Annotated in this window: 22 protein-coding genes, 1 riboswitch and 1 other annotated feature; of the genes, 16 read left to right on the top strand and 6 right to left on the bottom strand. The window is 46.0% G+C overall.

What is annotated here, in order from left to right:
• Window positions 1-15 precede the first annotated feature (15 nt).
• Window positions 16-1,296, top strand: coding sequence for a 3-phosphoshikimate 1-carboxyvinyltransferase (gene aroA, locus AAA946_RS10600; protein ID WP_338164837.1), 1,281 nt, complete (start codon window positions 16-18; stop codon window positions 1,294-1,296).
• Between the two features lie 55 nt (window positions 1,297-1,351).
• Here the strand turns inward: aroA and AAA946_RS10595 are convergent, their stop codons facing one another.
• Window positions 1,352-1,597, bottom strand: coding sequence for a YciN family protein (locus AAA946_RS10595; protein WP_338164836.1), 246 nt, complete (start codon window positions 1,595-1,597; stop codon window positions 1,352-1,354).
• A gap of 333 nt (window positions 1,598-1,930) precedes the next feature.
• Here AAA946_RS10595 and topA point away from each other — a divergent pair, with 333 nt between their 5' ends.
• Entirely contained in the window at window positions 1,931-4,567 is a 2,637-nt protein-coding gene (gene topA / locus AAA946_RS10590) for a type I DNA topoisomerase (protein WP_338164835.1), read from the top strand.
• A gap of 158 nt (window positions 4,568-4,725) precedes the next feature.
• Here topA and AAA946_RS10585 read toward each other — a convergent pair whose 3' ends face one another.
• Complete coding sequence (locus AAA946_RS10585) at window positions 4,726-4,893, bottom strand: hypothetical protein (RefSeq protein WP_197059232.1); 168 nt, start codon at window positions 4,891-4,893, stop codon at window positions 4,726-4,728.
• Window positions 4,894-5,295: 402 nt separating this feature from the next.
• On the opposite strand from AAA946_RS10585, the gene htpX reads away from it, so the two are divergent.
• The 9 genes from htpX to AAA946_RS10540 all read left to right on the top strand — a co-directional run bounded on the left by htpX (window position 5,296) and on the right by AAA946_RS10540 (window position 12,500).
• The gene (gene htpX / locus AAA946_RS10580) at window positions 5,296-6,171 is read left to right on the top strand and encodes a protease HtpX (protein WP_112477852.1); all 876 of its coding nucleotides are present in this window, start codon (window positions 5,296-5,298) and stop codon (window positions 6,169-6,171) included.
• A gap of 186 nt (window positions 6,172-6,357) precedes the next feature.
• Complete coding sequence (locus tag AAA946_RS10575; protein WP_042501824.1) at window positions 6,358-6,777, top strand: nuclear transport factor 2 family protein; 420 nt, start codon at window positions 6,358-6,360, stop codon at window positions 6,775-6,777.
• A 4-nt stretch (window positions 6,778-6,781) separates the two neighbouring features.
• The gene (locus AAA946_RS10570; RefSeq protein ID WP_338164834.1) at window positions 6,782-7,507 is read left to right on the top strand and encodes an SDR family NAD(P)-dependent oxidoreductase; all 726 of its coding nucleotides are present in this window, start codon (window positions 6,782-6,784) and stop codon (window positions 7,505-7,507) included.
• Window positions 7,508-7,528: 21 nt separating this feature from the next.
• The gene (locus tag AAA946_RS10565; RefSeq protein WP_338164833.1) at window positions 7,529-8,827 is read left to right on the top strand and encodes an NAD(P)/FAD-dependent oxidoreductase; all 1,299 of its coding nucleotides are present in this window, start codon (window positions 7,529-7,531) and stop codon (window positions 8,825-8,827) included.
• A complete protein-coding gene (locus AAA946_RS10560) occupies window positions 8,827-9,600 on the top strand; it encodes a DUF1365 domain-containing protein (protein ID WP_338164832.1) in 774 nt (257 codons plus the stop codon). The genes AAA946_RS10565 and AAA946_RS10560 overlap by 1 nt, the downstream gene beginning before the upstream one ends.
• Before the next feature lie 11 nt (window positions 9,601-9,611).
• Window positions 9,612-10,868: a cyclopropane-fatty-acyl-phospholipid synthase family protein gene (locus AAA946_RS10555; protein WP_338164831.1), complete on the top strand. Its 1,257-nt coding sequence runs from the start codon at window positions 9,612-9,614 to the stop codon at window positions 10,866-10,868.
• 26 nt (window positions 10,869-10,894) lie between these two features.
• Entirely contained in the window at window positions 10,895-11,410 is a 516-nt protein-coding gene (locus AAA946_RS10550) for a DUF2878 domain-containing protein (RefSeq protein ID WP_338164830.1), read from the top strand.
• The gene (locus AAA946_RS10545; RefSeq protein ID WP_338164829.1) at window positions 11,400-11,951 is read left to right on the top strand and encodes a chalcone isomerase family protein; all 552 of its coding nucleotides are present in this window, start codon (window positions 11,400-11,402) and stop codon (window positions 11,949-11,951) included. Before AAA946_RS10550 ends, AAA946_RS10545 begins: the two co-directional genes overlap by 11 nt.
• 12 nt (window positions 11,952-11,963) lie before the next feature.
• Window positions 11,964-12,500, top strand: a complete 537-nt coding sequence (locus AAA946_RS10540) for a DUF3833 domain-containing protein (RefSeq protein WP_338164828.1) — start codon at window positions 11,964-11,966, stop codon at window positions 12,498-12,500.
• Between the two features lie 132 nt (window positions 12,501-12,632).
• Here the strand turns inward: AAA946_RS10540 and purB are convergent, their stop codons facing one another.
• The 3 genes from purB to mnmA form a co-directional block, all read right to left on the bottom strand.
• Window positions 12,633-14,003: an adenylosuccinate lyase gene (gene purB, locus AAA946_RS10535; RefSeq protein WP_338164827.1), complete on the bottom strand. Its 1,371-nt coding sequence runs from the start codon at window positions 14,001-14,003 to the stop codon at window positions 12,633-12,635.
• A gap of 186 nt (window positions 14,004-14,189) precedes the next feature.
• A complete protein-coding gene (gene hflD / locus AAA946_RS10530; protein WP_338164826.1) occupies window positions 14,190-14,807 on the bottom strand; it encodes a high frequency lysogenization protein HflD in 618 nt (205 codons plus the stop codon).
• Between the two features lie 35 nt (window positions 14,808-14,842).
• Entirely contained in the window at window positions 14,843-15,952 is a 1,110-nt protein-coding gene (gene mnmA, locus AAA946_RS10525; RefSeq protein WP_338164825.1) for a tRNA 2-thiouridine(34) synthase MnmA, read from the bottom strand.
• 250 nt (window positions 15,953-16,202) lie between these two features.
• Here mnmA and AAA946_RS10520 point away from each other — a divergent pair, with 250 nt between their 5' ends.
• Window positions 16,203-17,507: an inosine/guanosine kinase gene (locus tag AAA946_RS10520; protein WP_338164824.1), complete on the top strand. Its 1,305-nt coding sequence runs from the start codon at window positions 16,203-16,205 to the stop codon at window positions 17,505-17,507.
• A 51-nt stretch (window positions 17,508-17,558) separates the two neighbouring features.
• On the opposite strand, the gene AAA946_RS10515 is transcribed toward AAA946_RS10520, so the two are convergent.
• Window positions 17,559-17,966, bottom strand: a complete 408-nt coding sequence (locus AAA946_RS10515) for an H-NS family histone-like protein (RefSeq protein WP_338164823.1) — start codon at window positions 17,964-17,966, stop codon at window positions 17,559-17,561.
• Window positions 17,967-18,530: 564 nt separating this feature from the next.
• Window positions 18,531-18,714, top strand: a riboswitch (Lysine riboswitch).
• Between the two features lie 119 nt (window positions 18,715-18,833).
• On the opposite strand from AAA946_RS10515, the gene AAA946_RS10510 reads away from it, so the two are divergent.
• From AAA946_RS10510 to hisC, 4 genes are all read left to right on the top strand, one after another.
• Window positions 18,834-20,435, top strand: a complete 1,602-nt coding sequence (locus tag AAA946_RS10510; protein WP_338164822.1) for a Na+/H+ antiporter NhaC family protein — start codon at window positions 18,834-18,836, stop codon at window positions 20,433-20,435.
• A 231-nt stretch (window positions 20,436-20,666) separates the two neighbouring features.
• Window positions 20,667-20,803: a sequence feature (His leader region), on the top strand.
• Between the two features lie 41 nt (window positions 20,804-20,844).
• Window positions 20,845-21,741 carry an ATP phosphoribosyltransferase gene (hisG, locus tag AAA946_RS10505; protein ID WP_112477863.1) on the top strand — a complete coding sequence of 299 codons (897 nt, stop codon included), beginning with the start codon at window positions 20,845-20,847 and terminating at the stop codon, window positions 21,739-21,741.
• A 3-nt stretch (window positions 21,742-21,744) separates the two neighbouring features.
• Window positions 21,745-23,043: a histidinol dehydrogenase gene (gene hisD / locus AAA946_RS10500; RefSeq protein WP_338164821.1), complete on the top strand. Its 1,299-nt coding sequence runs from the start codon at window positions 21,745-21,747 to the stop codon at window positions 23,041-23,043.
• A gap of 15 nt (window positions 23,044-23,058) precedes the next feature.
• Window positions 23,059-24,111 carry a histidinol-phosphate transaminase gene (gene hisC / locus AAA946_RS10495; protein ID WP_338165820.1) on the top strand — a complete coding sequence of 351 codons (1,053 nt, stop codon included), beginning with the start codon at window positions 23,059-23,061 and terminating at the stop codon, window positions 24,109-24,111.
• Window positions 24,112-24,138: the final 27 nt, after the last annotated feature.

The raw sequence follows: 24,138 nt of genomic DNA, 5'->3' as shown, positions 1-24,138 counted from the left end.
GGATTAAACACCCCAATGGAAAGCTTAACATTACAACCAATTCAGAAAGTATCGGGAACCGTTAATCTTCCTGGTTCGAAAAGCGTTTCCAACCGTGCCTTACTTCTTGCAGCACTTGCTGAGGGCACGACAACACTGACTAACTTACTTGATAGTGATGATATCCGTCATATGCTTAACGCGCTCACCAAACTAGGCGTTGAGTATCAGTTATCTGACGACAAAACTCAATGTGTGGTCAAAGGTTTAGGTAAGGCGTTTACCGTAGACGCAGCAACTGAGCTGTTTTTGGGTAATGCGGGTACCGCTATGCGTCCACTCGCGGCAGCATTGTGCTTGGGACAAGGTGAGTTTGTACTCACTGGTGAGCCACGCATGAAAGAACGACCAATTGGTCATCTAGTTGATGCCCTTGTCGAAGCCGGTGCGGATATTACCTATCTTGAAAATGAGCACTATCCACCATTAAAAATCAATGGTACCGGCTTGAAAGGCGGCCACGTTAAAATTGATGGTTCTATCTCAAGTCAGTTTTTGACGGCCTTTTTGATGTCAGCGCCACTTGCGAAAGCAGATGTGACGATTGAGATTGTAGGTGATTTGGTTTCTAAGCCATACATCGACATTACACTGCACATCATGAAGCAGTTTGGTGTGGAAGTCGAAAACCAAAACTACCAGCAATTTGTCGTGAAAAGTGGCCAGCAGTACTGTTCGCCGGGTCAATTCTTGGTTGAAGGTGATGCGTCATCGGCATCGTACTTTCTCGCTGCAGCAGCGATAAAAGGCGGTGAAATCAAAGTCACGGGTATTGGTAAAAACAGTATTCAGGGTGACATTCACTTCGCTGATGCGCTGGAAAAAATGGGGGCCGATATCGAATGGGGTGATGACTACATTCTGTGTCGCAAAGGAGAGTTAGTTGGCATCGATATGGACTACAACCATATTCCTGATGCAGCAATGACCATCGCGACAACTGCGCTGTTTGCTAAAGGTACTACGGCGATTCGCAACGTCTACAACTGGCGCGTAAAAGAAACGGATCGACTGGCTGCGATGGCGACAGAGCTACGCAAAGTTGGAGCGAAGGTTGAAGAAGGGGAGGACTACATTATTGTCGAGCCTACTTCAGATCTTAAACATGCAGCGATTGATACCTATGATGATCACCGCATGGCGATGTGTTTTTCACTGGTTGCATTGAGCGATACACCGGTGACGATCAATGACCCTAAATGTACGTCAAAAACCTTCCCGGATTATTTTGACAAACTAGCCGGACTTAGCCAGTAATTTACACAGCGCCTTATCGAAAGATAGGGCGCTTTGTTTATAGGGATTGCCGAGATTATTCGAGTGTGAACTCTTTAGAAAGATGGTGAGCTAAGTATTTGAACATATTAAAAACGGCTGTCGTTTTTTCTGTCGGCAGACCATTGTCATCTAAAAAGTAGTTACCTTTAAAGACCAAAACACCGTCTTTTTCTTCCACGCTATCAGCGCGCATGCCATCTAGGTAGTCGTCATGCTCTTGGATGACTTGGTTAGCAATTAACAATAGGTCGAATGGTGAGATAGGCGTTTTTTGTGACATATTGATGTCCTCTATATATATGGCTTTGCCGTAGTGTATGAGCGACACCACATTTTGCAAGGGTAAATATCTCAGCTATAGTTAGCAGCAATTTGTGATTTGCGACAAACTTTGCTTAATGTTGCTGGTCAAGCTGGGTAAATGACGTTTAATATTGCGCCATTTTTCAAATAGCGAGCCGGTTTCGATCGGACATTTGTCGACCAATTAGCGTCTGATTGTAAAAAAACAGGTTGATCTTCTTTTGTTCTCGCTCAATAGTAAAAAAGAAGCATACATTTCGAACATCGTGCGATTAAATGTCGCAATGTGATATAGGACGTTAGTGTCATTATGGGAAAGTCACTAGTTATAGTGGAGTCACCTGCTAAAGCTAAAACCATTAATAAGTACCTCGGTAAGGACTTTATTGTTAAGTCGAGTGTGGGTCACGTGCGTGATTTGCCAACTGCCGGTCAGAGTACAGGTAAAAAAGCGGCAGCGGTATCTACCAAAGGCTTAAGTGCTGAAGAAAAAGCACGCATTAAAAAAGAAAAAGACCGTAAGGCACTCATCAAAAAGATGGGCATCAACCCATTCGACGACTGGGCGGCAAACTATCAAGTGCTGCCTGGCAAAGAAAAGGTAGTTGCAGAGCTGCAAAAGCTTGCCAAAGACGCTGACCACGTTTATCTCGCAACCGATTTGGACCGCGAAGGAGAAGCTATCGCATGGCACCTTCGTGAGATCATCGGTGGCGATGAAGAGCGATACAAGCGTGTGGTCTTTAATGAAATTACTAAAAATGCTATCCAACAAGCGTTCCAGGATCCTGGTGAGCTGAACATGGATGGTGTTAATGCTCAGCAAGCTCGTCGTTTCCTCGACCGAGTTGTCGGCTTTATGGTGTCTCCACTACTTTGGAAAAAAGTAGCCAGAGGCTTGTCTGCTGGCCGCGTACAGTCGGTGGCAGTAAAGCTGCTGGTTGAGCGTGAGCGTGAAATCAATGCCTTTATTCCAGAAGAGTTCTGGGATATTCATGCAGACACCAAAACAACAGACAAAACCGACTTCCGTTTACTTGTTGCTCAGAAACAAGGCAAGGCGTTTAAGCCTGTTAACGAGGCGGAAGCGAAAGCAGCGGTCGCAACACTCGATAAGGCTGTATACGAAGTTTGCAAACGTGAAGATAGACCGACACAGAGCAAACCATCGGCGCCATATATCACGTCAACACTGCAGCAAGCGGCAAGTACGCGTCTAGGCTATGGTGTGAAAAAGACCATGATGCTCGCTCAAAGGCTCTATGAGGCGGGTTACATCACTTACATGCGTACTGACTCGACTAACCTCAGTGCAGAAGCTGTGGATGCGGTACGTGGCTTCATTGACAGCGAGTTCGGTGACGCTTACCTACCGGCGAAGCCAAACTTCTACGGTAGCAAGGAAGGGGCGCAAGAAGCGCACGAAGCGATTCGTCCATCGGACGTGAATGTTAAAGTTGACGATCTGAAAGGGATGGAAGCGGACGCTCACAAACTGTATGCGTTGATTTGGAATCAATTTGTTGCGTGTCAAATGACGCCAGCGAAATACGACTCGACGACTATCAGCGTAAAAGCAGATGATTACACGCTAAAAGCGAAAGGCCGTATTCTTAAATTTGATGGTTGGACTCGCGTACAGCGTCCAATGGGCAAAAATGAAGATGCGATTCTTCCAGCAGTTCAGTTGGGCGATAAGCTCGACTTAGTCGCACTGGATCCAAAGCAGCACTTCACTAAGCCGCCAGCGCGCTTCACGGAAGCGGCATTGGTTAAAGAACTTGAGAAACGTGGCATTGGTCGTCCGTCGACTTACGCTTCTATCATCTCTACAATCCAAGATCGCGGTTACGTGAAAGTGGAACAGCGTCGTTTCTACGCAGAGAAGATGGGCGAAATCGTCACAGACCGTCTAGATGACAGCTTTACCGATTTGATGAACTACGACTTCACTGCCCGTATGGAGCAGAAGCTAGACCAAATCGCCGAAGGTGAGACCAACTGGAAGCAAGTTCTTAATGATTTCTTTGCCGAGTTCACCACCGATCTTGGAAAAGCGGAACTTGACGAAGACCATGGCGGTATGAAGCCAAATCACATCGTTGAAACTGACATCGAGTGTCCAACATGTGGTCGCCCAATGGGCATCCGCACTGCGTCAACAGGCGTATTCCTCGGTTGTTCTGGTTATGCGCTGCCACCAAAAGAGCGTTGCAAAACCACCATTAACCTTGGTGATGAAGAAGGCATTATCAACGTTCTAGAAGAAGACGTTGAAACCGCTGCACTTCGCGCTAAGAAGCGTTGTCCAATCTGTGAAACGGCGATGGACGCGTACTTGATTGACGACAAGCGTAAGCTGCACGTGTGTGGTAACAACCCGAACTGTGAAGGGTATGTGGTTGAGCACGGCGAGTTCAAGGTGAAAGGCTATGATGGCCCGACCGTTGAATGTGATAAATGTGGCTCTGAGATGGTGTTGAAAAACGGCCGTTTTGGTAAGTACATGGACTGCACCAGCGAAACCTGTAAGAACACGCGTAAGATCCTTAAAAACGGTGAAATCGCGCCGCCTAAAGAAGATCCTGTGCATTTCCCTGAGTTGCCGTGTGAAAACTCAGACGCTTACTTTGTATTGCGTGACGGTGCTTCTGGTCTGTTTATGGCGGCAAGTAACTTCCCGAAATCACGTGAAACACGTGCCCCGTTGGTGAGTGAACTTGCTCGCTTCAAAGAGCGCTTATCGCCTAAGTTTGTTTACTTAGCCGATGCGCCAACAGAGGACCCTGACGGTCGTCCAACGGTCGTTCGCTTCAGTCGTAAGACCAAAGAGAACTACATTCGTTCAGAGATTGATGGCAAGCCATCTGGCTGGACCGGTCTTTATGTCGATGGTAAGTGGGAAATCACTGACAAACGCAAGAAGCCAAAAGAGTCAAAAGCGTAACAGCGCTTAATGGCCTTAAAGTGATAATAAAGCCTGATGTGTCGTTAGATACATCAGGTTTTTATTGGGCTGAAAACACCCTGTTAGCTAAAAAACAAAGAGCTGCATTACTGCAGCTCTTCAATGTCTTTCGCTTGTCCTGTCTTACGACGGAGTTGTTACTTGTCTTCTGACAAACCTACAAGCGCCGACTGAGTTTCCATAATGTGAGCATCGATATCGCTAGTATCACTGATACCTAATTGCTCGCGAGCCTCATCTTCACTGATTCCCAAGTGGCAGCACAGCAAATCGATGGCCATCTGAAAGTTGTTGTTCTCTACCATGGTGGTTTCCTTTTCCTAAGGGCTTTGGACTGATTGGGACTTTATCTCGTCAGTGTTAGAGTCACAATAAGACTAAAGTCTAAGACCTATTCCCGCAATCTCCTCTTGCAACAAGCTATGCATCACATCACTTGTGAAGCACGTATGCGGTGTGCCGATAATAGCTTCACTAATTCAATACGTTATTCTTTATAAAGTAGTCAAAAGATTAATGCTTTGTTGCAATTTAAAGCTTAACCTTGAATTTCAAATCCACGACACTATGTATATATTGAATGTGAAAAATGCCACTTGGATCTCAAAGTAGTGTTGATACTGCGAGCAAGATAACAATCACAAAGGCATAATGCTCAAATATTGTTGAGCAGATAGAATATAGCTTCTTAATCTGGAGAAATGTAAATGAAGCGAGTAGCACTCTTTTTAGCGACTAACCTTGCAGTAGTTTTGGTGTTGAGTATTGTCCTCAATATCGTCTACGCGGTGACAGGTATGCAGCCTGGTAGCCTATCAGGGTTACTCATTATGGCTGCAGTATTTGGCTTTGGTGGCTCGTTTATCTCTTTGATGATGTCAAAGAGCATGGCGCTGCGCTCTGTAGGCGGAATGGTGATTGAAAGCCCACGCAACGAGACAGAGCATTGGCTATTAGAAACAGTGAGCCGTCAATCACAGCAAGCGGGTATCGGTATGCCAACCGTTGCTATCTACGATTCGCCTGACATTAACGCGTTCGCAACTGGTGCTAAACGTGATGACTCACTGGTCGCAGTATCATCGGGCTTGTTGCACAACATGACTCGTGATGAAGCTGAGGCAGTTCTCGCGCACGAGGTGAGCCATATTGCCAACGGTGATATGGTGACGATGACGCTAATGCAAGGTGTCGTTAACACCTTCGTTATCTTCCTGTCACGCTTCATTGCCAACATCGTTGCCTCGAACAACTCGGATGAAGAGGGCGAAGGTGGCAGCAATATGATGGTGTACTTTGGTGTTTCTTTCGTTCTTGAGATGGTATTCGGCTTCCTAGCGAGTTTTATTACCATGTGGTACAGCCGTCATCGTGAATTCCATGCGGATGCAGGGGCTGCAAGCCTAGTAGGTAAGCAAAAGATGATCGCGGCGTTAGAGCGTCTGAAAATGAGTCAAGAATCTCAGCTTGAGGGCTCAATGATGGCATTTGGTATCAATGGTAAGCGTTCTATCACAGAACTACTGATGAGCCATCCACCGCTAGAAAAACGTATCAACGCACTACGTAGCGAACAGTACTAGTACTGAACCCCAAACAACTCGAACCTATTAAAAAGCTTGGAAAATTTTCCAAGCTTTTTTTTGATCCTTTCAAAATTGCGACCCGTAATAGTTATACAAAAAATTGGAAACGCAAAAACTTGTATAAGTTTTAGGGTGTACTAACGTGTACAGTAGGAACAAATGTATAACTAACAAAGGGTTGTTATGAATATCGAAGCCGTTAGCGAAGTTTATGGAAAACTGAGCAAAGACAACCTCTATTTGCTCGAAGACATTTATCACAAGGACGTGGTGTTTGAGGATTCGGCTCACCGTTTTGAAGGCTGGGATCAACTCTCCGCGTATTTCGACTCTCTTTATACCAACGTCATTCAATGTGACTTTCATATTCGTCATCATCAGCAAGTTGAAGACACGGGTTTTCTGACTTGGACAATGAAGCTTAAGCATCCAAAACTCAACGGGGGGCAGCCTGTAGAGGTTAACGGGGTCAGCCAGATCCGCTTCAGCGGTGACCGTGTGATTTACCATCGCGATTATTTCGATTTAGGCGAAATGCTGTATGAGAACATACCGCTGCTTGGTGTGGTCATCAGAAATATTAAGCAAAGGCTAGGGAAGTAGCGCTATGGAGCATCAGTCGGTATTCATCACAGGCGCTTCGTCAGGCATAGGACGTCAATTGGCTGAAGACTATGCCGCGACGGGGATACATGTCTACGCATGTGGGCGCTCGGAAATGAAACTAGAAGAAGTGAAAGCAGGCCGAGATAACATTACGACCTTGAGTTTCGATGTGACTGACATAGAGCAGGTAAATCACGCCATCAGCGCGTTAACAGAGCCACCGACGCTCTGGATAGTGAACGCCGGGGACTGTGAGTACATTGATAATGGCGAGCTCGATGCTGCACTTATTGCGCGAGTGATGAACGTCAACGTCAACGGCAGCGTGAATGTGTTAGCAGCTATCCAAGACAGACTGGATGAGCGTCAACACGTTGTTGTCGTGAGCTCTATTGCAGGTGAACTGGCTCTGCCCCGCGCTGAAGCGTATGGCGCATCAAAAGCAGCGATCACTTATTTAACCAGAACATTACAGCTTGATTGGCAGCATAAGGGCGTATTGGTGAGTTGTGTGTTTCCTGGCTTTGTTAAAACACCGCTCACCGACAAAAATGATTTTGATATGCCAATGATAGTCTCTGCCGAAGAGGCTTCTGTGGCAATACGTGAAGGAATTGAGAAGCGCCGAGCGACGATTTATTTCCCGAAAAAGTTTACCTCTATTCTTAGGGCAATTGCAGCTTTGCCCTATCGTTGGCAAACCAAAATAGTGGCTAAACTTCTATAAAAGAGATTAAGGATAATAATAATGAAGATTGCAATTGTAGGAACCGGAATTTCAGGCTTAACGTGTGGTTATTATCTACATAAAGATCACGAGGTAACGTTATACGAGGCCAATGACTATATAGGGGGGCACACGGCGACCATCGATATTGAGCACAATGGTAAGCAGTACGCCGTCGATACTGGCTTTATCGTCTACAACGACCGTACTTATCCAAATTTCATCAAAATGATGAACGAAGTTGGGGTGAAAGGTAACCCAACTCAAATGAGCTTCAGTGTAAAGAATGCGGCGAATGGTCTCGAATATAACGGGCATACTATTCCTACTCTATTTGCCCAAAAACGCAATCTACTCAACCCAACCTTCTACCGCTTCATCTTCGAGATTTTAAGGTTTAACAAACTGGCTAAAGCGTCTGCCGATGACGATAGCTTAGTCGAGCAAACTCTGGGAGAGTTTTTACAATCGAACGGCTTTTCAGATTACTTCACTCAAAATTATATCTTGCCAATGGGCGCAGCGATTTGGTCGTCGACGTTGGCAGACATGCGTGCGTTCCCGTTACGCTTCTTCCTGCGCTTTTTCTTGAACCACGGCTTACTTGATGTGGTGGATCGCCCGCAATGGTATGTGATTGAGGGAGGCTCGCGCGCATATATTGAACCTCTAACTCGTGGTTTTTCGGAATGCATACGATTGAACTCACCAGTCAGTCGTGTTGAACGTCATGATAACGGCGTCAGTGTCACATCAAACGGCGAGACCGAACGTTTTGACAGAGTCATCTTTGCCTGTCATAGCGATCAGGCTTTGGCGATGATAGATGATGTTTCAGATGAAGAGCGCGAAATTCTGGGCGCAATGGCTTACCAAGATAATGAAGTGGTTCTGCATCGAGACACTAGCGTATTGCCGAAGCGCCAAGCTGCTTGGGCTTCATGGAATTACGCCTTGGATGGCGGAGAAGACGAGCAGCAACGCTTGCCAACGCTAACCTACAACATGAACATCTTGCAGCACATCGAATCAGAAACCACCTTCTGCGTGTCACTGAACTCAGCAGACAAGATCCAGCAAGACAAAATATTACGTACTTTCAACTACAGTCATCCTGTTTTTACTACCGAGAGTATTGCCGCTCAGCAGCGACGTGAAGAGCTATGGGGCAAGCGCAAGACTTGGTTCTGCGGTGCCTATTGGTACAACGGCTTCCATGAGGATGGCGTTCGCAGCGCACTAGATGTGGTGAAAGGAATCGAGCAAGAAACTTCGCAAACAGCGCCTGTTGCAGAAACGTTGGCACGAGGAGCGGCGTAATGTCTGTTTCAAGCCGCTTGATGATCGGTGAGGTCGGGCATCGGCGATTTGCACCGACCAAGCACCACCTCTCTTATCCGCTGTTTATGCCCGCTATCGATCTCGATGAGATCGATTCCCTTCAGCGACGGGTATGGGGCTTTGGACGTCGTTGGTGGCATTGGGCTCGGTTTAAGCGTGAGGATTATGTTGGTGAAGGGGATTTAAAGTTAGCGGTTCAAGACAAAGTGTTTGAACTGACTGGAGAGAGGTTTAACGGCAAAGTTATTGCGGTTTGTCACCTTCGCTATCTGGGTTTGTATTTCAGTCCGGTCAATTTTTACTATTTATATGATGAACAGAACCAGTGGCGCTATTTGTTGGCAGAGGTAAGTAATACACCTTGGAACGAAAGGCACTATTACGCCATTGCTGCCGAATCTGGCGATCAAAACGTCAATTGGCAGCATGACAAAGCGTTTCACGTCTCACCGTTTAATCCGGTAGACCAACGTTACCACTGGAAGCTTAAACCTTTGAGTGAAAGGTTATTTGTCCATTTGGAGTGTCACAACCCCCATAAAGTCTTCGACGCGACACTTCAAATGAAAGCGCAGCCGTTCACATCATCTTCTTTACTAAAACAATTGGTCAAAACACCAATAATGGCCGTAAAAGTTGTGGCTGGAATATATTGGCATGCCTTTAAGCTATGGCGAAAGGGGGTACCAATATACGACCATCCAGGAAAGAACAATAAAGAATTTTCGCAGCAATCGAATTCTAAGAATTAGGGAGAATTCCAATGTTACAAACTACGTCCCTAGACGTACCAAAGTCACTCACTGGCTTACAGAAAACCGCGAAAGGTGTTGCCTTTGGGTGTTTGCAGAAACTGGAAATTGGTACGTTAACCATCATTGAGAGCTTTTCTAGCGACGGTGCGAGTACACGTCAAGTGGAAGAACGCTTTGGCTCGCCGAGATCAAATGAGCCAGCGGCCGTAATCGAGGTGAAGCATCCTGAATTTTACCGTCGCTTGCTTCAAGGCGGAAGTATCGCCGCTGGTGAGGCGTATATGGATGATTGGTGGGATAGCCCAGATCTTTCTGCGTTAATGGAGTTGATGGCGCTCAATCTTGCTGCGTTAGACTCGATAGAAGATAAATCGAGCCTGCTGACCCGAATCATGTACAAACTGGGTCACTGGGTGAACCGAAATACGGTCTCTAAATCGAAAGAGAACATTGAGGCGCACTACGACTTAGGAAACAGCCTTTATGAAACCTTCCTTGACGAGCGCATGCTTTACTCTTCAGGGATCTACCAGCAAGACACAGACACCCTAGAGCAAGCGCAGATCAATAAGATGGATCGTTTGTGTCAGCAATTGAAACTGCAGCCCAGCGACCACGTCATTGAAATTGGCACTGGTTGGGGCGGTATGGCGATCCATATGGCGAAACATTATGGATGCCGTGTCACGACGACCACCATCTCGGAAGAGCAGTATGCGTATGCACAGCAGAGAGTGGCCGAAGAGGGGCTGACGGATAAAATTATCCTGCTTAAACAAGATTATCGCTTGCTTGAGGGGCAATTCGATAAGTTAGTGTCCATCGAAATGATTGAGGCGGTGGGTAAACAGTTTTTAGTTTCCTATCTCAAAAAGTGTCAATCGCTCCTGAAACCAAAAGGTTTGATGGCGATACAAGCGATTACCATCGCAGACCAGCGCTACGAATATTATTCTGACAACGTCGACTTTATCCAGAAATACATTTTCCCTGGTGGCTTCTTACCTTCCATTACCGCGCTAACATCAAACACCACCAAGCACACGGATTTGATCGTCCGCGACTTATTCGACATTGGTCAAGATTACGCGAAAACCTTAGTGGACTGGCGCCTTCGTTTCGAAGCGGCGTTAACACGGGTGCGTGAGCTCGGATACGATGAGCGCTTTATCCGTATGTGGCGTTACTACTTTTGCTACTGTGAAGGTGGCTTTAGAGCGAAGAGTATCAGTACTGTCCATATCACGTTTCAACGCGGCCAGTAGTAGCGGCTAAATGGAGTAGAGTGGTCATGAGTCGTGGATGGAAGCTATTAATAGTGAGTACTTGGTTCGAGCTGATGTGGGCGTTATCTGTATTGGGTCAGGAGCGTTTTCAGTGGCTCGCACTTGCCCTCGCTGCGATTACTGTTGTGACCACCTTTAACAAGCTCAACCTGTCACTGCCTATCTGGGGCGCCATTGTTGGACTTGGTTTAATCGTGGATAGCGTGAATGCACTGACCGGCGTGTTGGTCTTTGATTCGGCGCTGCTTCCAATTTGGCTAGTGGCTCTATGGCTTATTTTTGCTTGGTATGCATACTTTCTTGCTAGTTTTCTGACTTCTTATCCGATTTCCATCGTAGTAATAGTGGGTGGTGTGGCCGGAGCGCTCAGCTACTTCGCAGGGTTTAAACTCGGCGCTGTGGATACACACCTTTCTGTTTTTACGATGATGGCGCTACTTTTCTTGCAATGGGTTGCCATCGTGTTCGTTGTTCTTCGATTGAGCACATACTCGGAGCGAAAGGTGAGTCATGAAAGCTAAAGGATTACTTGGATTATGTTTAGCGTTGGCCGTAGGCAGCGCCTCTGCAACCAGCGATAGACCCGTAAGTTATGAAGGTTGGGGACAATGGAAAGTTGTCGGCGAGGCGCAGCTGTCATGGCTTTTCTTCGATATATACCGTTCACAGCTGCTTGCTCCCCAAGGCACGTATGCGTTGGGCAACGATGTCTCTCCTCATCCTATCGCGCTGCGCATTGAGTACCAGCGTGACATTAGCCGAGAGCAACTTTTAGAAGCGACTCTCGACCAATGGGAGAAAATGGACATCGACAAAGAGACGCGAAGCAGCTGGATTGCCAAGCTATATGACATTTTCCCTAGCGTCGCCGACGGACATCAGCTCATCTACGTGACCGACGGTGCTGCGGGTAACTTCTATTACTTAAACAGTGACAAACCGATTCAGAAAGTAGGGCGTATTGAGGACGAGTCACTCAATGATGGCTTTCTCTCTATTTGGCTAGGCAACAATACTCAATATCCTAAGCTGCGCGCTCAGCTGATAGGTATGAATCGTTAATAAGGAACAATAATGAAACGTATGCGGTGGTTGGCTTCATTCTTGGTGCTTCCTCTTATCTTACTGCTTAGTGCTTGCAGTGCGGATTTAAAGGACTACCAAGGTTCTAATCCTGAATTTAACTTGTTTGAGTACTTCGAAGGTGAAACCAAAGCTTGGGGGATGGTGCAAGATTACACCGACAAGCAAACTCGCCGCTTTGAAGTCGTGATTGTTGGAACCGTGCAGGGAGACCAAATCACACTGGTTGAGGACTTTGTGTTCGACGATGGAGAGCTGGATCAGCGTACTTGGACGATAGACAGACTGGCTGACGGAACCTATAAAGGCCGCGCGGATGACATCATCGGTGAGGCGACTGGAGAGGTAGTCGGTAACGCGCTGCGATGGCAATACGACTTTGAATTGGAAGTTGACGGTTCAACATACACGGTAGCGTTTGACGATTGGATGTACCGCCAAGACGACAAGCATTTATTCAACCTAACGAGTATCCGCAAGTTCGGTATGGAAGTGGGAACGATAACCCTGTTTTTTCAAAAGCAGTAGAGACTCTAAAAGCAGCAGCTCTGTCGCTTCAAGGACTTGGTGCACAGACGTAAAAACGGCGGCGATATTACTATCGCCGCCGTTCTATTTTGCACTCTAACTCGCGCTTTCGCCAAGCTGAGTCGTCAAGCCTTACAGCTTGTCAGTGAGCTCGATAGCTTGACCGATGTAGTTCGCTGGTGTCATCTGTTTTAGACGCTCTTTTTCATCTTCTGGAAGCTCTAGGCCGTCGATGAAGTTACGCATCGCTTCACCGTCAACACGCTTACCACGAGTCAGCTCTTTTAGCTTCTCGTATGGCTTCTCGATGCCGTAGCGACGCATCACTGTTTGTACAGGCTCTGCCAATACTTCCCAGTTTTTGTCTAGTTCAGCAAGAAGCGCTTCACGGTTTACTTCTAGCTTGCTGATACCTTTAAGCGTAGATGTGTAAGCGATGATCGCGTAGCCACAGCCAACACCTAGGTTACGCAGTACTGTTGAGTCAGTAAGGTCACGCTGCCAGCGAGAAACAGGCAGTTTTTGCGCTAGGTGAGCAAATACAGCGTTTGCTAGACCTAGGTTACCTTCTGAGTTTTCAAAGTCGATTGGGTTAACTTTGTGCGGCATAGTTGAAGAGCCGATTTCGCCAGCGATGGTCTTCTGCTTGAAGTGACCAAGTGCGATGTAACCCCAAACGTCACGGTCGAAGTCGATCAGAATCGTGTTGAAACGTGCAATCGCATCGAATAGCTCAGCGATGTAGTCGTGTGGTTCGATCTGAGTTGTGTATGGGTTCCAAGTTACGCCAAGAGATTCAGTGATAAACTCTTCGCTGAACTTGTGCCAATCTAGCTCTGGGTAAGCAGATAGGTGAGCGTTGTAGTTACCGACTGCGCCATTGATTTTACCTAGGATTTCTACAGACGCGATTTGCTTGTATTGACGTTCCATACGGTAAGCAACGTTTGCCATCTCTTTACCCATAGTAGTAGGTGAAGCTGGCTGGCCGTGCGTACGAGAAAGTAGTGGAATATCACGGTACTCTTCAGCAAGTTTGCTGATAGCGTCGATGATGTTACGGATTTCAGGAAGAACAACCGTGTCACGAGCTTCTTTAAGCATTAGCGCGTGAGAAGTGTTGTTGATGTCTTCAGAAGTACAAGCGAAGTGGATGAACTCGTTTACCGCGTGAAGCTCTGGTACACCCGCTACTTTTTCTTTTAGGAAGTACTCAACCGCTTTAACGTCGTGGTTAGTGGTACGCTCGATCTCTTTAATGCGTGCAGCGTCTTCTTCGCTGAAGTTAGCCGCTAGCTCATCAAGAAACTGGTTAGCTTCTGCACTGAATGCTGGAACTTCTTTGATTGCATCCGTCGCTGCAAGTTTTTGCAACCAACGAATTTCAACGATAGAGCGGTACTTTAGTAGGCCAAACTCACTAAAGATGCTGCGAAGTGCAGTTGTCTTACTACCGTAACGGCCGTCTACTGGTGAAACAGCAGTCAATGCTGACAGTTCCATGATGTTCTCCTGAATTGGGTTTCTAAATTTCGTGAGCTTTATACCAATAACTGCGGCATTTGTCACGAACATTGCGCAAACGTTTGCGCTAAATGTATTTTGGTAGAAAAAGTAAACTCGCACAGGGTGCGAGTTTACAGTGATTCGTATGAGTAATAGTGATTCGAGTTGCTATACCGATGTCTATTACATGCGAGCAAGCAGAATCTGTGCTTGTTCAATCATTTTTTTGCGTCCGAACACTAAGTGTCTGCGCTTACCACCTACTTGGCGCCATAAAACAGCACTACGAATACCAGACAGTAGCAGAGCGCGTACTTTCTGTTGAGTCGAGGTTTGCTGAAGTACCGCTGGAGTACCCGTCACTTGAATACGAGGTCCAATTGGGCTTATGACGTCTAAGTAAACGCTAGCGAGGTTGCTGATCATTTGCTCATCGAGTAGCTCATAGTGATCAAGTTGACGCTCAACCATTTGCAAGCGGTCGCCAAGCTGTGCCATCGCATCATTGCGGCTATTGAGCTTACGCTCCAACGCCATAAGGCTGATGATATAGCGAGTGATTTCACTGCCTGCTGGTGTGCTGTCGATCCCGTTCACCAAGCACTCGAGCCCGATTTTTAAGTCAGATTCTATGCCGAACACGTCGAGCGTGCTCGACGGGTTCATGTTAGTGATCGCTTTGATTGAGGTTTCAAACGCGTCTGAATCACAGTAACCGTCTTTAGCAACACGTTGAACGAGGGCAACGGCTTGGCAAATCCCTGCAAACGCTATAGTACGGTCATAAAGTGTATTAGCCACGTAGTTCTCCTAAGAAAATAATCTGCGAATTGTGTTTAGATGCGCTCTTCGATGATGCCGCCACCAAGACAAACATTGCCACTGTAGAATACCGCAGATTGACCTGGGGTTACTGCGACTTGTGGCTCATCAAAGATCACTTTAATGTTTTCATCGTCGATAGGAATGATAGTACAAGGGATATCCTGTTGACGATAACGGGTTTTCACTGTGCATTGTAACGGCTGCGTGATCGCTTGACGATCGACCCAGTGCAGTTGCGAAGCGCGAAGTCCATTAGATTTTAGCAGTGGGTGATCAGCACCTTGTACCGCGATAAGGACATTACGTTTAAGATCTTTCTCCGCAACGTACCAAGGCTCTTCGTTGCCACCGCCGCCTTTTTGACCACCAATATGCAGGCCTTTACGTTGACCAAGCGTGTGGTACATAAGACCTTGGTGTTCACCGATTTCTTTGCCTTCAGGCGTTTCGATTTTACCCGGTTGTGCTGGCAAATAGCGAGACAAGAAGTCTGTAAATTTGCGCTCACCGATAAAACAAATACCTGTAGAGTCTTTTTTCTTGGCGGTGATTAAACCTTGCTCTTCAGCAATGCGGCGTACTTCCGGCTTCTCAAGCTCACCCACAGGGAACAGGCTGCGCGCGATTTGTTCGTGGCTTAGCGTGTACAGGAAGTAGCTTTGATCTTTATTGCTGTCTAGGCCGCGCAACATTTGTGGTGCTTCACCGTTTTCCGGGAAAGTGCGGCTTACATAGTGACCCATGGCAATATAATCGGCATCTAGCACTTCATCTGCAAACTCTAAGAAGGCTTTGAACTTGATTTCTTTGTTACAAAGAATGTCAGGGTTTGGTGTGCGACCTGCTTTGTATTCCGCTAGGAAGTATTCGAATACGTTGTCCCAATACTCAGCAGCAAAGTTGATCGTATGCAGGTGGATACCTAGCTTGTCACAAACCGCTTGTGCGTCAGCAAGATCTTCCGCTGCCGTGCAGTATTCCTCGTTATCATCTTCTTCCCAGTTCTTCATGAACAGGCCTTCTACTTGGTAGCCTTGCTGTTTCAGAAGATAGGCAGAAACAGAGGAGTCTACACCGCCGGACATACCGACAATCACTTTCTTTTGGCTGTTATCAGACATGTATAAATACCACCTAATTAAATTGGACGCCGATTTTAGCAGAAACCAAACCAGCAATACAGTTCCGCGAACTGAATCACACTTTTATAAACAGATGAAGTATGTCCTGATTGAGAGAAAAACAAGGCTTTTAACAAAAAAATTGATACGTAAACGTTTGCTAAAATTGCGTATGTTGCCGAGGTAATCTATACAGAGGTAGAATCGCCGCCCTTAACCCTTCTTATTTACTTATGACGAAGACAACCGTATGAAATTCCCTGGCCAAAGAAAGTCAAAGCACTACTTCCCTGTTCACGAGAGAGATTTGCTTGTTAGCCAATCACAAAGCAGCAAGAAGATGTCACGCACGCACATTATTGGTATTGACCAAACCTTGGTCGATATCGAAGCAAAAGTCGACAGCAGTGTGATCGAAAAGTTTGGCCTAAGTAAAGGGCACTCGTTGGTTATTGATGACCAAGCGGCGGAAGCTTTATATAACGAGTTGAAGGATAAAGAACTGATCACCAATGAATACGCTGGCGGAACCATTGGTAATACCTTGCACAATTACTCTGTATTAGCAGACGATAAATCGGTGCTGCTTGGCGTTATGAGCGCTGATATTAAGATTGGTAGCTATGGTTACCGCTATCTATGTAATACGTCGAGTCGAATGGATCTTAATTACCTTCAAGGGGTGGAAGGGGCTATTGGTCGTTGCTTTACCTTGATCACTGAAGATGGCGAACGTACTTTCGCAATTAGTGAAGGACAGATGAACCAACTTCGCGCAGAGAGTATTCCTGAAAAAATCTTCAAAAAAGCGTCGGCTTTGGTTTTAACCGCGTACTTAGTGCGCTGTAAAGATGGCGACCCAATGCCAGAAGCAACAATGCAAGCAATTGAGTACGCCAAAAAATATAATGTCCCAGTTGTATTAACGCTTGGTACACGCTTTGTTATTCAAGACGATCCTGAATATTGGCGCGACTTCTTGAAACAGCATGTTTCTGTTGTTGCAATGAATGAAGATGAAGCGGAAGCGCTCACCGGTGAAAAAGATCCATTGGCAGCTTCAGATAAAGCGCTTGATTGGGTTGATTTGGTGCTTTGCACTGCGGGCCCTGTCGGTTTGTACATGGCGGGTTATACAGAAGATGCATCTAAACGTGAAACGAGTTTACCTTTATTACCTGGCTGTATTGCTGAATTCAATCGTTTTGAATTTAGTCGACCAGCGGTAAAAGATGCCTGCGATAATCCTATTAAAGTTTATTCACATATTGCGCCTTATATGGGCGGCCCAGAAAAGATTAAGAATACTAATGGTGCGGGTGATGCTGCGTTGTCTGCGTTGCTACATGATATGGCAGCGAATAAATACCATAAAGAAAATGTGCCTAACTCAAGTAAACACCAACATACTTTCTTGACTTATTCGTCGTTCTCACAAGTGTGCAAGTACTCGAACCGAGCAAGCTATGAGGTATTGGTTCAGCATTCACCTCGTCTTTCTAGAGGTTTACCTGAAAGAGAAGATAGCCTTGAAGAGGCTTATTGGGAAAGATAAAAAAAGCGCCAGTTATTGGCGCTTTTTTATAAATGACTAAAGGAGTTTGAATTAGATTTCAAAGTCTTCTAGTGATTTACCTGCATCTAGTGCTGCTTGGATAACTGACGGTGTACGACCTTGGCCAGTCCAAGTTTTTTCTGCGCCTGTACCGTCAACGTACTTGTATTTTGCTGGGCGAGGAGCACGTTTAGTTTTTGCTTTGCCTTTAGACTCACCAGACAGTGCCGCAATAAGATCTTCAACGTCAATGCCGTCTTGAGCGATCATTTGTGCATATTCACTTAGCTTAGCTTCACGTGCTTGTTTTGCTGCACGTTCTTCTGCTTCAGCTTCTTGTCTTTCACCCACAACGGTAGTTAGCTTTTCTAGTGCTTCTTCCAATTGCTCAAGAGTAAGTTCACGAGCAAATGCACGCAGGCTACGAATATTAAGTAGAGTTTTAGTTAATTCAGACATGACATTCCCATGAGTTATTTATTTGGTTTCGATTAATAATAAACATCAAATTTAAAATTGACAATATTTTCGTAGTATTCAGACAATAAAAATAGAAATTCTTACAGAAACTTGATAATTGATGCTTAAACATGGGATTCAAAATCTGAAAGCAAGGAGAAGTAACGATAATATTGATTCAATTGTGAATCTTTCTTCATAATTGTCATTCTCCGTCTGGATTTTGTTGCATATTGTACTAGCAGCTTGGTTAATCAAGTTAACCTGCAGTGGAAGAAAGTAAATTGTCAAAGCAATAGATGGCTTATTAATAAGCACATACACATTAAAAGTTTATAAAACTATATGTCTTGCGTCGCATAAATCGTGAGTAGTGTGACTAAGTGCGCTAATTCCATTCTCCGTAGTCGTGTGGCGTTAGGATTTACAATCAACCAAAAAACTTTACAACGATGCAACATCATTCATGTTGCAATTGACGGTTTGATAAGTACAATGGCTCGCACCTAATGCAAGAGAAAGCACATTCTTTCATCATAGTCAGTCTGACTAGTGAATGATTTCTCTTGATGTAGAGGCGCGATAGTGATCAGTAACCATCGTTGGGGTGATACCAATGAACGATGATGAAAGGCGCTATCGCCGAAGTGAGAAAAGACCATCAATCTTGCTCGCTGGGGTTGTCTTCGAAAGGAACAACACTGCCATAGTCTATTATATTGTTAAACTATGGAGCGCTACTGTAGGGTTGGGTGAAGTGTTCACTTCCCTTTCGCTTAGTTCAACGTTTGCGTCTGGACTTCTCGTCTCTATGACGCATGTCTGCAGTAGATCTCTGACCATAATAAAAACTGGTTTTTGAAGATCATGAATTTAATCGATTTTGCTACATCACCATTGTCACTGCTACCGCCGATCGTAGCATTGAGTTTGGCTATTATTACCCGTCGCGTTTTACTATCGTTGGGTGTGGGTATCGTTTTGGGTGCCTTCTTACTTAATGACTATTCTGCAGTAAACGCTGCAGGCTACGTGTTCGACACCGTTTCGGGTGTGGTTATTGAAGATGGCGGCCTAAATACTTGGAACATGAGTATTGTTGGCTTCTTGTTGCTATTGGGGATGATGACTGCGTTGCTGACGCTGTCTGGCGGCACGAAAGCGTTTGCTGAATGGGCACAGGCTCGTGTGAAAAGTAAACGTGGTTCCAAACTACTGGCTGCTTTCCTTGGCGTATTTATTTTCGTTGACGACTACTTTAACAGCCTTGCTGTAGGTGCGATCTCTCGTCCTGTTACTGACCGTTTCTATGTATCGCGCGCTAAGCTAGCCTATATTCTTGACTCGACTGCCGCGCCAATGTGTGTGCTTATGCCAGCATCTAGCTGGGGTGCATACATCATGACTATCGTTAGCGGTATTTTGGTTGCTCACGGTATTACAGAATACTCCGCAATTGGTGCTTACGTTCGCCTAATTCCAATGAACTTCTATGCTGTGTTTGCGCTCTTGATGGTATTTGCCGTTGCCTGGTTCCAACTTGATGTGGGTCCAATGCGCAAGCATGAACTGAATGCGAAACAAGGTCTAGGTTTTGATAAAGATAAAGAGAACGACGCAAAAGAAGCGCATGAACTGAATGAAGAGCTGGATATTAAAGAAAGCGAGTTTGGTTCTGTTTCTGATCTAGTACTGCCTATCTTAGTTCTAATTGGCGCAATGATTGCTGCGATGATCTACACCGGCGGTCAAGCTCTGGCGGCGGATGAGATTGCGTTTAACCTACTTGGCGCATTTGAAAATACAGATGTCGGCACTTCGCTTATTTATGGCGGCTCTGCAGGTCTTCTAACAGCGGTATTTACTGTTTTGAAACAGAAGCTGTCTGTTGCTGATATCGCAACGACGATGTGGATTGGTGCAAAATCGATGTTTGGTGCCATTCTTATTCTATTCTTCGCTTGGTCTATCGGCTCGGTTATCGGTGACATGAAGACGGGCGCGTACCTTTCTTCAACGGTTCAAGGCAACATCAATGTACATTGGCTGCCAGTCATTCTGTTCTTATTGTCTGGCCTAATGGCGTTCTCTACAGGTACATCTTGGGGTACGTTTGGCATCATGCTCCCAATCGCAGGTGATATGGCGGGTGCAACAGATATTGCCATGATGCTACCTATGCTAGGTGCGGTGCTTGCAGGTTCTGTGTTCGGTGACCACTGCTCGCCAATCTCTGACACGACGATCTTGTCGTCTACAGGCGCACGTTGTAACCACATTGACCACGTCTCTACGCAGCTTCCGTATGCTCTATCAGTGGCGTTGGTTTCTTGTGTTGGCTTTATTACTCTAGGTATGACTACCTCAGTGGCGATTTCTTTTGCAGCGGCATCAGTGACCTTTATTGGGGTATGTTTCGTGCTATCCGCTTTGTCGAAAGCGAAAATGGCGAAAGAAGCAAACGTATAATCACAGTAAAGTTATCTTTGAGGAGCTCATTAACAGGGCTCCTTTTTTTTATTTGTGGCTTTGCGACTCGGTATTAAATGCAGTCAATTCCATACTAATTGGCGAGTACGAAAAAAAAAACTCACGATCTGCTAAATAGGGGTTGAAAATCCGCATGAGCTTAGTTAGTGTGAGGGTACAGATACAAAGGAACCCAGTAATAAGTATGCAAAACTTTGATATGAAAATTCATCATCATTACCATCACCCAGCTTAGTCTTTCGGGAGATGTCTGCATACCCGAGAGCTAGGTAAAACTCTCGGAGGTTCGATTTAAGATTTAAAGAATGAAACCCTCGGGAGACCAAAACTCCCGAGGGTTTTTTCGTTTTATAAGTTTAAAATCAATAATTTGCACAGGGATACAGCAATGCAAACACAACGCCTAAGAATTGCGATTCAAAAAAAGGGTCGCCTAAGTAAAGAGAGCCAAGACCTACTGAAAAAGTGTGGTGTGAAGTTCAATGTAATGGGTGAGCGTCTTGTTGTGCACTCACTAAATATGCCAATCGATCTGCTACTAGTTCGAGATGATGACATCCCTGGCCTAATTATGGATGGTGTGGTTGATCTTGGCTTCATTGGTGAGAACGAACTGGAAGAAGTACGCCTTGACCGTAAAGCACTGGGTGAGGCTAACGAGTTCAAAACGCTTCGTCGTCTCGATTTTGGTGGTTGCCGTCTATCTATCGCTATTGATAAAGACGAAACATACAACGGCCCTCAAGATCTTGCTGGTAAACGTATCGCCACCACCTACCCACAACTTCTTAAAGCGTACATGGATGAGCAAGGCGTCGACTTTAGTGCATGTATGCTAACCGGCTCTGTTGAGGTTGCGCCGCGTGCAGGTCTTGCAGACGCAATTGCAGATTTAGTTTCAACAGGTGCGACGCTTGAAGCGAATGGCCTAAAAGAGGCTGAAGTTATCTTCCGCTCGAAGGCGACACTTATTCAGCGTATGGGCGAGTTTGATGCTGACAAACTTGCGCTTATCGACAAGCTGCTTACTCGTATGCAAGGTGTTCAGCAGGCGAAAGAGTCTAAATACATCATGCTGCACGCGCCAGTTGAGAAACTAGAGCAAATTAAATCACTGCTTCCTGGTGCAGAAGATCCAACTGTCTTGCCACTATCGACAGACAAAGAACGCGTAGCGGTTCACCTAGTGAGCACTGAGAATTTGTTTTGGGAAACCATGGAACAGCTTAAAGAACTGGGTGCAAGCTCTATTCTTGTCCTTCCAATTGAGAAGATGATGGGGTAATCGATGAGAACGGTAGTTTGGCAACACTTAAGTCAATCTCAGCAAGAGTCTGTGCTAGAGCGTCCAGCTATTGCTGAGGGCGCGAACATTACGGCTGCCGTCGCTGAAGTGATCGAGCAAGTTCGTCGTGAAGGTGACAAAGCGCTGCTTGATCTGACTGAAAAGTTTGATCGTGTTCGCCCGGACTCGATTCGAGTTTCGGCTGATGACATTGAAGCGGCATCCGAGCGTCTATCTGAAAAGATGAAGCAAGCACTAGAGCAAGCGTATTCTAATATCGCCAAGTTTCACAAAGCGCAGCGCCCAGAAGCGTTGCGTGTAGAGACCCAACCTGGCGTGGTATGTGAGCAGGTCACTCGTCCGATCAATAAAGTGGGCTTGTATATTCCAGGAGGCAGTGCGCCGCTACCGTCAACGGTTTTAATGCTTGGCGTGCCTGCACAAATTGCAGGCTGTCGTAAAGTGGTACTTTGTTCGCCTCCGCCAATTGCTGATGAGATTTTGTACGTTGCCAAGCTATGTAAAATCGACGAAGTGTACAATGTCGGTGGTGGCCAAGCTGTCGCAGCCATGGCGTATGGTACTGAGACTGTGTCTAAAGTGGATAAGATTTTTGGTCCTGGTAACGCATACGTTACGGAAGCCAAGCGCCAAGTGAGCAACGACTTCCGTGGTGCGGCGATTGATATGCCAGCAGGCCCTTCTGAAGTGCTAGTTATTGCCGATGAAACGGCGGATCCAGATTTCGTCGCATCGGATCTATTGAGTCAAGCTGAGCATGGTCCAGATTCTCAAGTTGTACTTGTGACACCATCACCAATCATTGCTGATCAAGTAACAGAAGCGGTGAAGCGACAATTAAAGCAATTATCTCGGGCAGATATCGCTGAAAAAGCATTGGGCTCTAGCTTAATTATTATTGCTGAATCGCTAACGCAATGTGTCTCGATTTCTAATTACTATGGCCCAGAGCACTTGATTGTTCAAACTGAGAGCCCACGCGAGCTTTTGCCTTTGCTGGACAATGCAGGTTCTATTTTCTTGGGTGACTGGTCACCTGAGTCGGCGGGTGACTACGCATCAGGCACTAACCACGTTTTGCCAACCTATGGCTACACTCGCACCTACTCAAGCCTTGGTTTGGCGGACTTTTCAAAACGCATGACGGTTCAAGAGTTAAGTTCAGATGGCTTACTAGGCTTAGCACCAACCGTTGTGACTATGGCGGAAGCCGAAGGTCTAGACGCCCACAAACGCGCCGTGACAATTCGTGTAGAGAAACTGAACGCACAAAAAGCGTAGACAGGAGAGTGAATGATGGAAAAATTAGCTCGTAAACAAGTTCAACAACTGACGCCTTATTTGTCTGCGCGTCGTATTGGTGGTAGCGGTGATATTTGGTTAAATGCCAACGAATCACCGTTCAACAATGAATACAAAACCGACTTTGCGCGTCTTAATCGCTACAGCGAATGTCAGCCAAAGCAGCTTATTGAAGCCTACGCTAATTATGCAGGTGTTAAGCCAGAACAAACGCTAACATCACGTGGCGCTGATGAAGGCATTGAACTGCTGATTCGCGCTTTCTGTGAGCCAGGTGAAGACAGCATTCTCTACTGTCCGCCGACTTATGGCATGTATGCCATCAGTGCAGAAACCATTGGTGTAGAGCGCAAAACTGTGCCGCTAACCGCAGATTGGCAGCTCAATCTACCAGAGATTGAAGCTAACCTAGATGGCGTTAAGTTGGTGTTCGTTTGTAGCCCAAATAACCCGACAGGCAACTTAGTTAACCGAGAAGATATTGTGTCTCTTCTTGAGATGACCAAAGACAAAGCTATCGTGGTTATGGACGAAGCGTATATCGATTTCTGTCCTGAAGCGTCAACGGTTGATCTTTTGGCTCAATACCCAAACCTCGCGATTCTGCGCACACTGTCAAAAGCGTTTGCACTAGCGGGTCTTCGCTGCGGTTTCACATTGGCGAATGAAGAGCTCATCAATGTACTACTTAAAGTAATTGCACCTTACCCAGTGCCTATTCCTGTTGCCGAAATTGCGCAGCAAGCACTCTCTGAGCAAGGCCTAGCCCGCGCTAAGTTCCAAGTGTTGGATCTCAATGCCAATCGCGCGTATTTGCAGGCCGGTCTATCAACGATTTCCGGCGTGACGGTATTTGAAGGCTGGGGCAACTATTTGCTGGTCAAATTTGAAAATGGTGATGCGCTATTTAAAGCAGCATGGGACACCGGCATTATTTTGCGTAATTCACCCATCGAAAATTGTGTGCGCATCAGTGTGGGGAATCGTGATGAGTGTGAAAAAACTTTGGCATTCATCCGCAACCAATTAGAACAAAGTGCCGCTTAAGCACTGGTGCAATAGAAAAAGGATTTA

The sequence above is a fragment of the Vibrio sp. 10N genome (assembly GCF_036245475.1).
Taxonomy (GTDB): Bacteria; Pseudomonadota; Gammaproteobacteria; order Enterobacterales; family Vibrionaceae; genus Vibrio.
This window is presented reverse-complemented; position numbering and strand designations above follow the sequence as displayed.